This window comes from Synergistaceae bacterium (assembly GCA_017450125.1).
Taxonomy (GTDB): Bacteria; Synergistota; Synergistia; order Synergistales; family Aminobacteriaceae; genus JAFUXM01.
In genome coordinates this window covers 1-14,906 of sequence record JAFSWZ010000033.1, presented here as the reverse complement: position 1 = coordinate 14,906, position 14,906 = coordinate 1, and the positions used below count along the sequence as shown (strand labels likewise).

Sequence of the window (14,906 nt, the reverse complement as noted above, 5' to 3'; positions counted from 1 at the left end):
CTCCTAAATCAGTTCGCATATCTTCAACACTATTCCGTAGTCCTCGCGAATCACAAGGTAGTTTCCGCGTACAGTAATCCTGTCGCCGGTCTTAACCCTGCTGTAGTCGCCTGCATTCTGGAACACGCACAGAACGTAGCACTCGCCGACCGTTTTGTCGGAAAGCTCTATGCTGGGCTGGCCGAACACTCCATCAGGGCCTTTCCTCAGCACAACACCTTCAACCGTAAGACGCTTCATGTCGAACTCAGCGAGGGCTTTCTCGTGGGACGGCTTCACGGAGAACACACAGCTTCCGTCGAAGGCGTTTCTGTTCACGCGGACGGACGGACGCACACATATAATGTCCTCGTCAACGTAATGCGGGCGGTTTCCTATAGTCCCGTAAGAGCTGAAGTACTCGGCCTGCATCGGCTTTCTGCTCGGCGAACTCGTCCACCACGCGGACAGCCCTTCACCGTTCGTGTAAGCTCCTCTGCTAACGGTGTAGCTCGTCGGCGAACACCTGCGCTGTGCGTCTTCAGGCATGTACTTTATCGCTTCGTCGGTGGTCAGCAGTGAGACAGTGCGTGAAGCTTGATAGTACCTCCCGAACTGTACTTCACGGAACTCCGCAGAACATTCCGGCGCAAACATCACGCACAACACCAGCACTAACGCAGAAACTTTCTTCATCATTACACCTCCTGTTTACTTGGCCGAGAGTTCCCAAGCTATGAAGCCCTTGCAGACTTGCTCGAGGAATTTTCCCAGAGAGCACCGCTCTCAAAATATGCGCCGTCAACATCGATAACCTCGCCTTCATTCGCTTTTACGCTGAGGGTGAGAGTCTTTGTAGTTGCTTAGCATGTCCCCGAGAGATATGTTCTCGCCGTGTCTCCCAAGAACAGCAACCCTTCATCAAGGAAGTAATACAGCGCGCTTCCCGGTGAATGTCCCGGCGAGTGAATAACTCTGATTTTCAGGCCAGCGAACTCGTAATCTCCAACTTCTAGAGGCAGAGTCTCACTCTCAATCACGAACGGTTCACTTATCATGCCGCATAACACGAAAACGTTTCGGGGTTGGTGAAGCTCCTGACTGTGCAGGTCTTGGCCTCATGGAATCTTTCGGGTGATGAGTTGCTGAACTCCGAAGGCATTGCTGCCCTGAACTGCTGGGCGTATCCTGTCGACACACACAACAGCAGGGCTAGCAGAACCAGAATTATCTTTCTGTGCTTCATTTGCGCAGAGCATCCTTCACAGCCAGCGTAAGGTCATCAATCCCGATTGTCGCGCCGGAAATCAGGTCAACATTCTCCGCGTGGCCGTCCTTGTCGTACTTCACGGCATCGACGCCGTTCTTCAGCATCCAGTCTTCATAGTAGGCGACCTGTTCCCACCAGTCTTTCCCGAGCGTGCTCACAGGCTTTATCCCGTAATTGTCGTGAAGCTCCTTGCTGCTTTTGCCGTTCGCGAGACGGTCAATCACTATGTTGGAGATTTTGCCGTCCTTCTCGATTACGTTTGCTATGTACAAGCCCCACTGCTGGCTGAACGATATACCTGCTTTGACCGTGTACGTGCTCTCTGCGGCAAATGCAGGGACAGCAAGCACCAGCAGAATTATTGCTGCAGCTATCTTCCTCATGATTCACACCCTTTCCGTAATGTCTTCCACCTTATCGCCCGTGCTGTGAAGCTCTGCCCTGACAACATCCATCCTGAACACCGCAAGCAGAGGGTTCGCAGAAGTCCCGAACCTCTCAACCCCCATGGGGTTCTGCTTAAGCTGGCGGTAAAATTCTTTCTCCGTCCTCGTGCCGAAATACATCGCGCCGTCCTTCTCGAGGATTCGGCTTATCGGCCTGCCGGAAGGATAATCGCCGTCAACCGTCAGCAGGTAGTAGAACCCGCACTGTTCAAGAAAATCATTTGTCCTGCTCATTCGTCAAGCTCCTCCGTATAGCTTTCAGTGCCTCATCCGCACCGTCAATGTTCTGCCCGCTGATCCATCTCTCCTGAACATTGCGGTAATCCGTCGACTGTTCCCAGAAAGATACTTCTTCATCCATCATCATTCGGACATCCGCACCGTCAGCCCTCAGCACCTCAATCTGCCGGACAAGCGATTCATCCATTATCCCGCCCAGCACTGCGTACGAACTCTCTGCGGCTCTGGCTATGGCCTCTTTGTCGGCATCCTCGAGGCTGTCCCACAAGGATTTGTTCACTGCGATGATGTATTCGTGCCCGAGCCATAGTCTGGGCGACACAAGAATATTCGGTGCAGGTTTGTGGGTTTTGATGTCGTAGCCGCTGTCGATGTTCACGATGAGGCCGTCCAGCGTCCCATCATTGAGTGCATCAGAGACACCCGGCCCCCAGCGCATTGTTACGGGCTCAGCTCCGGCGTTGCTCAAGAAGTCTTTGTGCCAGAAACTCGCGCTCCTCCACCTCTGACCCTTAATGTCGTGAAGGGTCTTCAAGGGTTTTGCGCTGAAGAATGCCGCAGGGTAACCCGTCGCGATGATTACTGCGTGAAGATTGTCAGCTTCAAGTTCGCGGGTGAGTTCCGGCACATCATCATACACACGGCGGAAGAAGTTCACCTGCTCTGCTCCCGTCGGGCCTGTCGGAAAGCTCTTGAAGAGCTGATGAAGGGGAAGAGCCTTCATGTCGTATTCAGGCACAACTACAGCCAAGTCCGCGCTCCTCGCCTGGACTGCCTTCACTGCGTCATAGCCCGTGCAGATTTTCGCGTTCCAGTGCGGAATAATCTTTACGCGCCCGCGCGACTCCCTCTCAACTGCCGGAAAGAACACATCATTGAGGAATGTAGTGCGCATGTTCCCTAAAGGCTCGTGGTCTGAGTACGTCAGCTTCACCGTGAGGAAGTCTTCAATCAGCGCGCAGACCAGCTCGAGGCCTTCGGGCTTCATGAACGCTACATGCTCAGCGTTAGGGATGACGTGAAATCTCGCATCAGGGAGAGCCTCCGCAACTTTTCGGCCTTCGCTTACGGGGTTGATCTTGTCGTTCTCGCCGGTGATGACCAGTGCGGGAACAGTAACCTTCTCTGGGTAAGTGTCTCCCTGTCCGCGCGTACCTATCAGCACAATCTTCGAGAACAGCTCGGGGTACTTTTCGGCGGCTTTGAGGGTGATATAGCTTCCCATCGAGAAACCGATAACTACGGGCTTCTTCAGGCCGTAAGACCTCACGAGCCCGGCCAAGTCGTCAGCGTTGTCCTCAAGCGTGAAGGATTGGGGCTTGTCGCTCTGTCCATGCACGCGCGAGTCGTAGCTGAATACATGATACCTTCCTTTGTAGCGGTCAAAGAGGCTTCCCATGTACTCCCTAGAATAGTCCTTGCCGTGAAGGAGAATTATTGCCGGGCCGTCGCCTTCCTCAAGGACAGAGAGATTTACACCGTTGATCTCCCTGACTTCGGAATTCGCTTCAGCAGCTCCGACACTGAGCGCAAGTAACAAAATCGCAAATATCTTCATAAGTACACCTCTTTAGCTTACGGCCGCTCTGTCTGCAGATGTCATTGCTCCCGGTAAATTCCTCTTGCCGGTTATCTCGTCAAGCACAATCTTACCGACGAACAAATGACTTATTCCCATGCACCTATCCAGCGGGTAATCGTATTGCCCGTAATGGTCAAGCAGGACTCTCAAGCCGTGCATGATTTCATCAGTGTCCGTAATCAGCTGGCATTCACCGAAGCCGATTACACTTTCATAACGTACAGTGATACCGTGCGTCGTTTTCTCTACCCTAATGAAGATGTCTCCTTCGACGCAGACACGGGGATTAGCTTTCAGCAGCTCCACTTTGAGCCCCTGCTGTGCACAATGAAAATAGATGACCGCTTTGAAAATCTCCGCCTTGTCCTGAACTTCCCTGTCTTTGCGGCGCATAGCTTAGGGTTTCGGGCCTACGCACTGCATCAGCGTGAAGTTGTGCCTCTCAGTGAGACCGAGCAGCTTGGTGAGTCCTTCGCGGTCGAAGTTCATGCGCGTCCTTGCTCCCCAGCCGAGCGATGCCGCGTAAAGGTACACGTTCTGCATCGACAGCCCCGCGTGTGCAAAGCCGCAGTTAAGAATCTCTGCCGATGTTACGCGTCCTCCTTCCGGCCACTTCCCCACGTCCTGAATGTACAGCAGATCAACAACTGCCTTCGCTACAAACGGCTGTCCTCCCGTCAGTTTGCGGTAATCGCCTTCAGCAATCAGTGTTACCGTGTGGCCTTGAGGGTTGTACCTGTAGACTGCTTTGCTCGTGAACGCGTAAATTATCATGTCCTGCGTGTTCATCGCTGTGGCGTAGGTCAGCCTTCCGTCCTCGCGGTTGATCCCTCCGGCAACCCAGAGCAGGTTAGAGAGCTGCTGCATCGTAATATCTCCGTCGACAAAATCACGCGCCGACTGTCTGGCCGCAACAGCATCAACAACAGGAATCCCGCCGGTCTTCACTGGCTCAGGCAGAGCAATATCCTCCGCAAAAACTGCCGGGCACAGCACAACAGCCAGCAACAACGCAACAAGTAACTTCTTCATGATAGTACCTCCTTAATGTATTACGGTTTATCCCCTGAAGGGTTTTCCGTCCTTGAATGTGAGACTGCGCATATCGCTTCCGTAAACTTTGTGCGAGCCCGCAATCTCCTCTATCTCCTTCATGTCCGCATCACTAAGCTCAACTTTCAGCGCGTCAATGTTGTTCTGCAAGTGCTCGGGGCTTGTAGTTCCGACGAGGCTCATTGTGTCCGGGCACTGAGTGAGAGCCCAGACCGTCATCAGCTGGCTCAACGTTACTCCCTTGCTGTCGGCGAAATCCTTTAACGCCCGCACTAAGGGCAAGTTCTTCGGCAGGTTCTCCGGCGAGAGAGCAGGTGAGACCATTGCGCTCGATGCTTTTCCCTCTAATGTCCTGTCATTCAACAGTCCGTGCCCCTGAACCCCGTGCGCGCGCCTTAGTGTCTCTGCGTCAATCTCCGTCATCCCGATGTTGCGGATATAGCCAGCCTGTTTGAGGTCTGCCAGCTCCCCTATGATGTCCTCAACGGGTATTGCGCTGTCCATCCGCGATGGCTGGTAGAGGTCAACGTACTCAAGCCCCAACCTGTGAAGCGAGTACGTCAGCTGTGCCTTGATGTGGAACGGGTGAACGTCAAGCCCGTAGATTCTCCCTGACGGCTCGAACAGTACCCCGAACTTCACCGACAGAAAATAGCTGTCTCTCGGAATACCCTTCAACGCCTGGCCAAGTACCATCTCGCTTTCTCCGCACTGGTAGAAGTTGCCGGTGTTCAGGAAAGTTATTCCCGCATCGAGCGCGGCGTGTACCGTTGCTATCGAGCGTTCGGGATTCCTCCGCAAGTTCATTCCCATACAGCCGAGCCCTAACCTATTAATGTTTATCATGACTGCCTCATAAGCAATTTGTTCAACAGCGTCAATAGTTCCTGCTTCTCATCAGAAGTCAGGACTCCCGTCAAAGCCTCTTCCAGCTGTTCCCCGAGACTGTACAACAGCTCCTTCATGTCTAGCGTTTTCTGCGTTGGACAGATAATCTTGCTCCTGTTGTCGCTGGGGTTGGTCTTGCGCTCGATAAGCCCCTTCTTCTCCAGCGTCTGGACGAGTCCCGTTACAGTGGGGTTAGTCATCGAGAAATAATGCTCAATATCAACCTGCCTCACTGGCTCTTCATGGTTCATCAGCAGGTACTTGAGAACCTTGAACTGCGAATGTGTGATATCGTGCGGTTCAAGTATCGGGTTAGAGAGCTTGTCTATCTCGAGGCTTAACTTCTTGATGAGTATAGCTATCTTGTTGGTGTGGTTATGCATGGATGTGCAAGATTCTTTCTGCGTTCTTGTACGCTATCAGTTCCTTCTGCTCCTGCGTGAGGTTTGAGCCCGCGAGAAAGTCATACGTGTTCTCTGGTTGCATGTAAGGATAATCGACAGCATAGAGTACATGTTCTGCACCCATGAGTTTGACGAGGTACTCTGACTGCATCTCCGAGAATATCCCGCTTGGCGTGAGATAAACATTCTCCTTGTAGTACTCTGACGGGTATTTCTTCAGGCCTGTAATCTGCGGAGGCGAATTCTCCTGCGGTGATGATGTCCCAGCTCGGCGACTTGAAGTAGTAATCCTGAATCATTGGATTGATGACTGCGGGGTGAAAGTACACCAGCACATCAAGTTCTGCGGCACGGGCGAAGATCGGGAAGAACTGAGGCTCATCGTAGAAGTGCCCCTGAAACTGTCCGGCCAAGAGTGCCCCGCAGAATCGGGAGAGTTGCGAAGCCCGCGAACCTGTCCGGGTGTTCTGCTATGCGTTCGGCGAGGATGTCATTAGCGCGTGAACAGATTCTCACTGTCTCAGAGGGAGGAACTTTGTCTGACACAGGAGACGTGTATGAGAGAACCTGCATTGTGATTTTCTGCCTGTCCATGAAGGGAAGCCGCAACTTCTCGATGTCCAGCAGTGCTTCGCCGAAAGCCGTGCGGGACTTGTAGAACTCTATCAGCTCTTTGGGCTGGTTTGTCGGAGGAGGAGTGTACCTGCTGTTTTCCGCCATGATTTCGGGGGAAGTGAAGTGTTCCTCAAGCGTTATTAATTTCACGGGACGAGCCTCCTTAAAGCAAAATGGGATGCGCGGATAATATCATAGGAGACTATGAATGACAATGTGCACAAAAATACCCCCCATCGCATAAGGGGGGTGGGTGGGCGGGTTTGTTGACCGTGAAGGCCTGCCGAACGGGCAACACCTTCACAGACTGCGTCGCCAGCACACCATCATTCCGTTACACCTCAACCGTCCCGAAAATCTCGCCGCTCTCGTAACGCTCGCCGGTCTTGAAGTCCATCAGCCTGCAGTCGTCAGAGTTCGTGATGATTATCGCCGTCGTCGCAGGATGACCCGCCGCCGCAATCGCTCCCAAGTCGAACCTCAGAACTTCCTGCCCGGCTTTCACCTTGTCCCCGGTCTTCACGAGAGGCTTGAAGCCCTGTCCTTTCATCGCAACAGTGTCAAGCCCGACGTGAATCAGAATCTCCGCTCCGTCGTCGGACTTTATTCCGAGCGCGTGAAGTGAGTCCGCAATCGAGATAACTTCGCCGTTCACGGGCGAGCACACCGTCGTGCTCTCGGGAATTACACCGCAGCCCTGCCCCAGCATTCCCTCAGAGAACACACCGTCGCCGATCTCCTTCAGCGTGATGTATTTGCCCGTAACAGGAGCGTAAAGCATATTCTTGGCCGCGTCGATGGTCTTGCTTGCGGAAGCCTCTTTGCCGCCCAGCGCGAAGGCCACGATTGCCGCAACAACTATCGCCACAGCTACAGCCGTCAATATCGCAATGATCGTGTCCTGGAAAATCGGCACAGCAAGAATCGTCGAGTAACCCATAACGTACGCTCTTGCTCCCAAGAACCCCGCGACAATTCCTCCAGCAGCTCCTCCGGCCATAACTCCGTACATGGGGGTTTTCTTCGGAAGGTTGTTGCCGTAAATCGCAGGCTCAGTTACTCCCGCAAAGATACAGCCGATTCCCAGAGAGAATATCTCCGCACGCTTCTCGGGATCTTTCTCGCGCAGGGCTGAACCTAAGCACGCTCCGCCTTCCGACATGTTGTGGAGCAGGAACGCAGGACGGAAAATCGCATCATAGCCGGGATTTGAGATTGACTGCGCCATGAAGGGCACTAACGCGTGGTGCATTCCCGCAATGATGAGCCAGGGCAGGACGCACGCAAGAACTCCGACGGTGATGAAGCCGATGTTTCCGGCCAGGAACGCGAAGAAGTTGCCGATGTAGATTCCCAAGTAGCCGCCCAGAGGTGCAAGAATTGTGAAGCCCAATATCATCGTGATAGCTACCGTGCCCATTCCTACGAAGATTGCCTTGAAGATTCCGGGTACTACTTTGTTGAGCCACTTCTCGACTTTCCCCGCGCACCACGACAGCAACAACGCGGGCACAAGCGAGCCGGAATAGCTCATGAGCCTCACAGGAACCATCAGCATCGTGATGGGTTCTTTCGCGCTGAGGATGGCAAGCCAGTTGTTGTGGAGGAGAGAGAGCGCGCAGATCATCGCATAGGCAGGAGTTCCTCCGAGCTTTGCCGCCGCTCCGTACGCAACGAACACCGGCAGGAAGTAGAACGGTGCATCAGCCGCAATACTCAGCAGACGGTACACGCCTGTGCCCGCAAACGTCGAGGACAATAATGTTCCCAGCAGCAGAAAGACTTTCAGCATACCGCCCGCAATAAGTCCCGGAACGCACGGAGCTACTGACGCGGAGATGAACCCTATCGTGTCGGAGATTACCCCGCTGACCGTGAGAGGCTTCTTCACGTCGTCAAGATTCTCGTTGACCGCCGCGCCCTCCGTGAACTTGAACTTCTTGATCACTGCCTCGTAAACAGGAAGCAGATGCTGGCCGAGTATCACCATGTATTCGCCGCTCGTCCCTGTTGCGTCGAAAACTCCGAGAACTCCTCCGACCGCCTTAACGTCAGTAGTGTTTGCCTTCTTCGGGTCATTCAGCAGAAAACGTATCCTCGTCATGCAGTGGGCTACTGCCTTGATGTTGTCAGGACCGCCGACAGCCATAACAACATCGTACGCTATCTGCTCATAGTCCAAATTTGCCATCGTCTTACTCCTCCCATAAAGCTCCGCCGTTTGTGGCAATAACATCCTTCATCCAGAAGAATGACTTTTTCCGAGAACGTTTAAGCGTGCCGTTGCCTTTGTCGTCCATGTCGACATAAATCCAGCCGTAACGCTTCTTCATCTCGCCCGTGCTGAGGGACACCAAGTCCATCGGCCCCCACATCGTATAGCCGAGACATTCAACGCCGTCAATGCAGACTGCCTTCATCATCTCCTGAAGGTGCGATTTCAGGTAGTCTATCCTGTAGTCGTCGTTGATGCTCCCGTCTGGCTCTACCTTGTCGATTGCGCCTAGTCCGTTCTCGACGATGAATAACGGCTTCTGCCAGCGGTCATAGTACTCATTGAGGAGGAAGCGCAGGCCTATCGGGTCAATCGGCCATCCCCAGTCCGTCTTGGGAAGGTAGGGGTTGAGGTCTCCGCCCAGAACGTTGAAGTTCTTGGTCTCTGTGCTGATGATGTTCGAGCGGTAGTAGCTGAAGCTCACGTAGTCCAGCGTTCCCTCGCGAAGAATCTTGTCGTCGCCGGGCTCTGTGTGGAGGGTAACGCCTCTGCGTCCGAGAAGGTCTGCCGAGTATGAGGGGTAATAGCCTCTCACCATGATGTCAATGAAGTAGAGGGTCTCTCTTCTTGCCTGAAGCCTCCTGAAAACGTCCTCAGGCTTGCAGGTTGCCGGGTAGAGTTCGCTTGATGCGTACATTGCCCCGAACATCGAGCCGGGCATCATTTCGTGTCCCAGCTTGACGGCGAGAGCACTCGCAAGGAACATGTTATGAGCGGCGTTATAGTGGGTCTGGTTGTCGCACTTGTGAGTCCCGCACGCCACGAAACCTCTGACCGCGTTAATCTCGTTGAACGTCAGCCAGTACTTGCACCGCTTGCCGAACCTCTCGAACAGAGCACGTGCGTATTTCATGTAGCAGTCCACAACATGGCGGGAGCTCCAGCCGTCATAGTGCTCGGCCAAGTACACGGGCATTTCATCGTGCTGGATGGTGATGAGGGGCTGCATTCCGTGAGCCTCGAGCTCGTCAATGACATCCTCGTAGAACTTCAGGCCTGCTTCGTTGGGAGTGTCTTCCTCGCCTGTCGGGAAAATCCTGCTCCAGCAGACAGAGAACCTGTAGACGTTGCAGCCCATTTCGCCCATGAGCGCAATATCTTCCTTGTAGTGATGGTAGAAGTCTACTGCTTTGTGGCTGGGGTAATACCTGTCGTCCCTTATGTACGGGACTGCGCCGTCAGGAAGGCTTGAGGGGTTGAGGAACGAGCTGGGGGCTTCGCCTACTGTGCCGTCGGGGAGGCGGTAGGTTGTACAGCGGGGGTGTTCGACGCTGCCGTCAGTCTCGAAGTCGTGGGTTGACATTCCGCGTCCGCCCTCGCTAACTCCGCCTTCGCACTGGAAGTCTGCCGTAGCTCCTCCCCACAAGAAACCGTCAGGTAACTTCATGGATAGAATCCTCCTTAGTGTATAAGTTGTAGTGTTGATTGGGAATATGATTAGTATACACTAAAACTCGTGAAAGATAGGCCTCATCTTCTCGAACGTACAAAACCTGCGATAGCCCAGCCCCCGCAATATCTCCCGCGCCTCCTCGAAATGGTCAGCAAGATACCCTGTGTTGTGTGCGTCGCTCCCGAGCGTCAGAATCTCTCCGCCAAGCTCACGGTACAGCCGCAGAATCTCACGGCACGGCGTTGTGTCATCGAGCCCGTAACGCCAGCTCGACGTGTTCAGCTCGATGCCTTTTCCGTCGTCAATCGCTGTCCTCAGAACCTCCGCGACGATGTCCCGCACCTTCGCGAAAGGATACGCTTTCTTTCCGTCGTAGCGCGCTATCAGGTCAACATGTGCCAGCACGGAGTAGTCATGATAGCTCCGAACAATCTTCAACAGTTCTTCGTAGTAGATGCGCGTGTATTCTGCCTGCGTCTTGCCCTGCTGGTACTCGTGCCCCCACAGCTCCATGTTGTCAATCTCGTGAATGCTCAACAGCACAAAGTCTAACTTGTCGCGGTACTGTCTGTACAGCCTCTCGTAGTCAGGTATCGTGTGCGTCTGTACCCCGAACTCCAGCCCCGCACGAACCGTGAGACGAGGGGAGAACTCCTCGCGGACTTGGCCAAGTTCCCCGAAATATCGCGAGTAATCCACGTTAGCCAGATGCGTCAGGCTTCTGGGGTCATAGTGGTCGAACTTCACGCCGTAATCTACATGGTCAGTGAAGCAGAGCTCATCGAGCCCTAACTTCACTGCCTGTTCCGCCTGAGCACGCATAGGTGTGCTGCTGTCGTCGCTGTAATTGCTGTGGACGTGGTAGTCTGCCTTCATTGATCCTGCTTGACTTCAAACTCAAAGTACGTGTCGGGGTAAGGCTCGTCCTTCAGCGTGAAGTGCCACCACTCTGTATTCAGGGGCTTGAAGCCGTGCTTGGTCATGACTTCGCGGAGAAGCATCCTGTTGCTGTACTGTGCGGGAGTTATGCCCTTGTAGTCGGGGTGCGACATTCCGCCGAAGTAGTCGAACGTTCCGCCCATGTCTACTTCTTTTTCCGTGTTCATGTCGAACAGCGTAAGGTCTAAGGTGCTTCCCCTGCTGTGGCCTGACCTGTGCGCAATGTAACCCTGATCGAACAGAACGGACTTGTCCAGCTCAGGGTAGAAGTACGGCTTCATCTTGGTATCCTTGAGGTCTCTTGCCCAGCGTTCGAAGTGGTTGACGGCCTTCTGCGGACGGTATGCGTCGTAGATCTTCAGACGGTAGCCCATCGTGATGAGCTCATCGCTGACTGCCTTCAACGCTTTTGCGGCCTCCTTCGTGAGCATCGCAACAGGCTCAACGTACCCGTCAATCCTCTCGCCCACAAAGTTATAGGTTGAGTAGTAGCGTATCTCGAGGATGGCATCAGGTACAGCCTCCGCAAGGTACACGAACCCCGACGAGTCTTTAGGATTCGCACCGAACGACGGGACAGCGCAGCACAGCACAAGTGCCGCGACAACAAAAAGTTTGCTTCTCATTGTGATTGCCTCCATAAAAAAATTACCCCCCTCGTGTCAAGGGAGGCTATCATTATAGTTCAGTGAATCAAGTTGTGCCATTCCTTGATTGACTTAAGAGATTGTGCGTTCGTGCCCTTTGCCTTCACGGTCATTATGCCTTCGATGGCAGCATCTGCCGCCGCAAGCGTAGTAACGTACGGGATGCGCATCTTCACCGCCCCGCGACGCAGAGCACTTCCCGACGTAGTAAGTGCCTTCTCGCGCGGAGTGTTGATGATCATCTGGACTTGGCCGTTGATGACGTGGTCGAGAACGTCAGGCCGTCCCGCACCTATGCATTCACATTCAACGCCTGCATTGCTGAGGGATTCGTACGTTCCAGGTGTGGCGAGAATCCTGAAGCCCGCGTAGCTGAATTTCTGCGCAATCGGGATCATCGCCTTCTTGTCGGAGTCGCTGACCGCCATCAAGACCGTTCCGCTCATCGGGAGCTGACCTCCTGCGGCCTCTTCTGCCTTGAAGAACGCTTCGCCGGGCATTGACGCTAACCCCAGCACTTCGCCGGTTGAGCGCATTTCCGGGCCGAGCACAGGGTCAACCTCCTGAAACATGTTGAACGGGAACACGGACTCCTTCACGCCGTAGTAGGGTATCGTCCTCTCGCCGAGTGTCTCGAGCGGCGACGGCCTGCCCGTGAGTTCGCGGGTAATCGCCTCGACTGCGAGGGGAACCATGCGGATGCCGCAGACTTTCGAGACCAGAGGCACAGTGCGTGAGGCTCTGGGGTTGGCTTCAAGGACGAAGATTTTGCCCTTCTCTATCGCGTACTGTATATTCATCAGTCCGACGACGTGCATTGCCTCAGCAATCTTCCTCGTGTAGTCCTTGATGGTGTTCAACGCTTCGGGTGAAATGTGCCTCGACGGAAGGAAGCACGCGCTGTCCCCCGAATGAATCCCCGCAAGCTCTATGTGTTCCATTACGGCCGGAACGTAGGCGTGTGTTCCATCGCAGATAGCATCTGCCTCACACTCGAGGGCGTGATTCAGGAAACGGTCTATCAGTATGGGACGGTCAGGAGTTACACCTACAGCCGCCTTAACATAACTCTCGAGGCTGGCTTCATCGTAGACTATCTCCATTCCGCGCCCGCCCAGAACATATGACGGCCTCACCATCACGGGATAGCCGATGTGGTTCGCCACAGCGTGAGCTTCTTCGAGGGTTGCGGCCATTCCTGACTCCGGCATGGGGATATCCAGCTCGTCCATGACGGCCTTGAAGCGTCCTCTGTCCTCCGCAAGGTCGATAATTTCGGGGGACGTGCCCAGAATCTTCACGACGTTGCGCTCGAGCTCACTCGCAAGGTTCAGCGGTGTCTGCCCTCCGAACTGCGCAATGACTCCTACGGGCTGTTCTTCACGGTAAATGCTGAGCACGTCCTCAAGGGTCAGAGGCTCAAAGTAGAGCTTGTCTGACGTGTCGTAGTCTGTGCTGACCGTCTCGGGGTTGCAGTTCACTATGATTGTCTCAAAGCCGAGCTTCTTCAACGACTGCGCCGCGTGCACGCAGCAATAGTCGAACTCTATGCCCTGCCCGATTCTGTTCGGACCGCCTCCGAGAATCATAACTTTGCGTTTGCCGGAGACTATGTTCTTGCCGGTCAGCTTGTTGTAGCTTGAGTAGTAGTAAGCTCCGTCCTGAGTACCGCTGACGTGAACACCCTCCCACGCCTCAACGATGCCTAATGCTTCTCTGCGCTCCCTGATGCTCTGCTCGCTGACCTCTAACAGTTTCGCAAGGTACTTATCAGCAAAGCCGTCCTTCTTGGCCTGAGCTAACACATCATCAGGCACTTCTGCTCCCTTGAAGGTTAGTATGTGTTCCTCTTCGTCAACGAGTGCCTTGAACTCTTCAAGGAAGTAGCGTTTTACGTGAGTCAGCCTGTGAATCTCCTCGACCGTCGCACCCTTCCTCAATGCCTCGTAAATCACAAAGTATCTTTCGCTCGTCGGATACTCTAACAGTTCAAGCAGTTCGTCCTTCGTGAGCTCGTGGAAATTCTTTGCGAAGCCCAAGCCGTACCTGTCCTTCTCGAGGGAGCGTATAGCCTTCTGTATCGCCTCGCGGAAGTTCTTGCCGATGCTCATTACTTCACCGACAGCGCGCATCTGCGTCCCCAGCTTGTCCTCTACGCCCTTGAACTTCTCGAATGCCCACCGCGCAAACTTCACCACAACGTAATCACCGCCGGGCTTGTACTTGTCGAGAGTGCCATAGTGCCCGCAAGGTATATCGCTCAGAGAGAGACCGGCCGCCAGCTTCGCCGACACTAGAGCTATCGGGAATCCCGTAGCCTTCGACGCAAGAGCACTTGAACGCGACGTTCGGGGGTTAATCTCAATCACTATGACCCTGTCAGTCTTCGGGTCATGCGCAAACTGTACGTTAGTCCCGCCGATTACGCCGATGTGTTCAACGATGCGGTACGCCTGCTCCTGAAGACGTGCCTGAAGTTCCTTGCTGATTGTGAGCATCGGTGCAACGCAGAACGAATCCCCCGTGTGTACTCCCATCGGGTCAACGTTCTCGATGAAGCACACGGTTATCATGTTGTTGTCCTTGTCGCGCACGACCTCAAGTTCCAGCTCCTCCCAGCCCAGCACTGACTCTTCAACGAGAACCTGATGCACTATGCTGGCCTGAAGACCGCGCTCGCAGACTGTGCGGAGTTCGTCGCGGTTGTACACGAGGCCTCCTCCTGCTCCTCCCATCGTGTAGGCAGGTCTCAGGACGACGGGATAACCCAGCTCCTCAGCAATCGCCAGAGCCTCATCAACCGACTCCGCCGCCTTCGAACGTGCCATGTCGATATTGAGGGCTTCCATCGTCTTCTTGAACTCTACACGGTCTTCACCGCGCTCTATTGCGTCCGCCTGAACGCCGATGACTTCAACGCCGTACTTCTCCAGAATACCGGCCTTGTTGAGTTCGGCGCAAAGGTTCAGGCCTGACTGCCCCCCTAAGTTCGGGAGGAGGGCATCAGGACGTTCGCGGGCTATGATTGCTTCGAGACGTTCAGGGTTAAGGGGTTCGATGTAGGTTATGTCGGCCATCTCGGGGTCGGTCATTATCGTTGCGGGGTTGGAGTTCACGAGGACGATCTCGTAGCCCAGAGAACGCAGGGCTTTGCAGGCCTGTGTGCCGGAGTAGT

Annotated in this window: 17 protein-coding genes; all 17 read right to left on the bottom strand. The window is 54.3% G+C overall.

Going from position 1 to position 14,906, the window contains the following annotated elements; genetic code table 11:
• Positions 1–3: 3 nt before the first annotated feature.
• Positions 4–678, bottom strand: a complete 675-nt coding sequence (locus tag IJT02_06980; protein ID MBQ7544672.1) for a hypothetical protein — start codon at positions 676–678, stop codon at positions 4–6.
• A 164-nt stretch (positions 679–842) separates the two neighbouring features.
• On the bottom strand, positions 843–1,037 hold the full coding sequence (locus tag IJT02_06975) for an MBL fold metallo-hydrolase (protein ID MBQ7544671.1): 195 nt from the start codon (positions 1,035–1,037) through the stop codon (positions 843–845).
• Positions 1,034–1,225: a hypothetical protein gene (locus IJT02_06970; GenBank protein ID MBQ7544670.1), complete on the bottom strand. Its 192-nt coding sequence runs from the start codon at positions 1,223–1,225 to the stop codon at positions 1,034–1,036. The genes IJT02_06975 and IJT02_06970 overlap by 4 nt, the downstream gene beginning before the upstream one ends.
• Positions 1,222–1,632: an FMN-binding protein gene (locus tag IJT02_06965; protein ID MBQ7544669.1), complete on the bottom strand. Its 411-nt coding sequence runs from the start codon at positions 1,630–1,632 to the stop codon at positions 1,222–1,224. Before IJT02_06965 ends, IJT02_06970 begins: the two co-directional genes overlap by 4 nt.
• A 3-nt stretch (positions 1,633–1,635) precedes the next feature.
• Positions 1,636–1,929, bottom strand: a complete 294-nt coding sequence (locus tag IJT02_06960; GenBank protein MBQ7544668.1) for a hypothetical protein — start codon at positions 1,927–1,929, stop codon at positions 1,636–1,638.
• Positions 1,913–3,493 (bottom strand): alpha/beta fold hydrolase, encoded by a 1,581-nt coding sequence (locus tag IJT02_06955; protein ID MBQ7544667.1) that lies wholly within the window; start codon positions 3,491–3,493, stop codon positions 1,913–1,915. The genes IJT02_06960 and IJT02_06955 overlap by 17 nt, the downstream gene beginning before the upstream one ends.
• A 12-nt stretch (positions 3,494–3,505) precedes the next feature.
• Positions 3,506–3,823: a hypothetical protein gene (locus IJT02_06950; GenBank protein ID MBQ7544666.1), complete on the bottom strand. Its 318-nt coding sequence runs from the start codon at positions 3,821–3,823 to the stop codon at positions 3,506–3,508.
• A 90-nt stretch (positions 3,824–3,913) separates the two neighbouring features.
• Positions 3,914–4,549 carry a nitroreductase family protein gene (locus IJT02_06945; protein MBQ7544665.1) on the bottom strand — a complete coding sequence of 212 codons (636 nt, stop codon included), beginning with the start codon at positions 4,547–4,549 and terminating at the stop codon, positions 3,914–3,916.
• Between the two features lie 27 nt (positions 4,550–4,576).
• Complete coding sequence (locus IJT02_06940; GenBank protein ID MBQ7544664.1) at positions 4,577–5,416, bottom strand: aldo/keto reductase; 840 nt, start codon at positions 5,414–5,416, stop codon at positions 4,577–4,579.
• Positions 5,413–5,841, bottom strand: a complete 429-nt coding sequence (locus IJT02_06935; protein MBQ7544663.1) for a MarR family transcriptional regulator — start codon at positions 5,839–5,841, stop codon at positions 5,413–5,415. Before IJT02_06935 ends, IJT02_06940 begins: the two co-directional genes overlap by 4 nt.
• Positions 5,834–6,013, bottom strand: a complete 180-nt coding sequence (locus IJT02_06930; GenBank protein MBQ7544662.1) for an amidohydrolase family protein — start codon at positions 6,011–6,013, stop codon at positions 5,834–5,836. The genes IJT02_06935 and IJT02_06930 overlap by 8 nt, the downstream gene beginning before the upstream one ends.
• Positions 6,014–6,240: 227 nt before the next feature.
• On the bottom strand, positions 6,241–6,627 hold the full coding sequence (locus tag IJT02_06925) for a hypothetical protein (GenBank protein ID MBQ7544661.1): 387 nt from the start codon (positions 6,625–6,627) through the stop codon (positions 6,241–6,243).
• Positions 6,628–6,811: 184 nt separating this feature from the next.
• Positions 6,812–8,668, bottom strand: coding sequence for a PTS glucose transporter subunit IIA (locus tag IJT02_06920; protein ID MBQ7544660.1), 1,857 nt, complete (start codon positions 8,666–8,668; stop codon positions 6,812–6,814).
• 4 nt (positions 8,669–8,672) lie between these two features.
• On the bottom strand, positions 8,673–10,139 hold the full coding sequence (locus IJT02_06915) for a family 1 glycosylhydrolase (GenBank protein MBQ7544659.1): 1,467 nt from the start codon (positions 10,137–10,139) through the stop codon (positions 8,673–8,675).
• A 60-nt stretch (positions 10,140–10,199) separates the two neighbouring features.
• Entirely contained in the window at positions 10,200–11,021 is an 822-nt protein-coding gene (locus IJT02_06910; GenBank protein MBQ7544658.1) for a histidinol-phosphatase HisJ family protein, read from the bottom strand.
• Positions 11,018–11,725, bottom strand: a complete 708-nt coding sequence (locus IJT02_06905) for a M15 family metallopeptidase (protein ID MBQ7544657.1) — start codon at positions 11,723–11,725, stop codon at positions 11,018–11,020. The genes IJT02_06910 and IJT02_06905 overlap by 4 nt, the downstream gene beginning before the upstream one ends.
• A gap of 44 nt (positions 11,726–11,769) precedes the next feature.
• Positions 11,770–14,906, bottom strand: a 3,137-nt coding sequence (carB, locus tag IJT02_06900; GenBank protein ID MBQ7544656.1) for a carbamoyl-phosphate synthase large subunit, incomplete at its 5' end; no start/stop codon positions are given.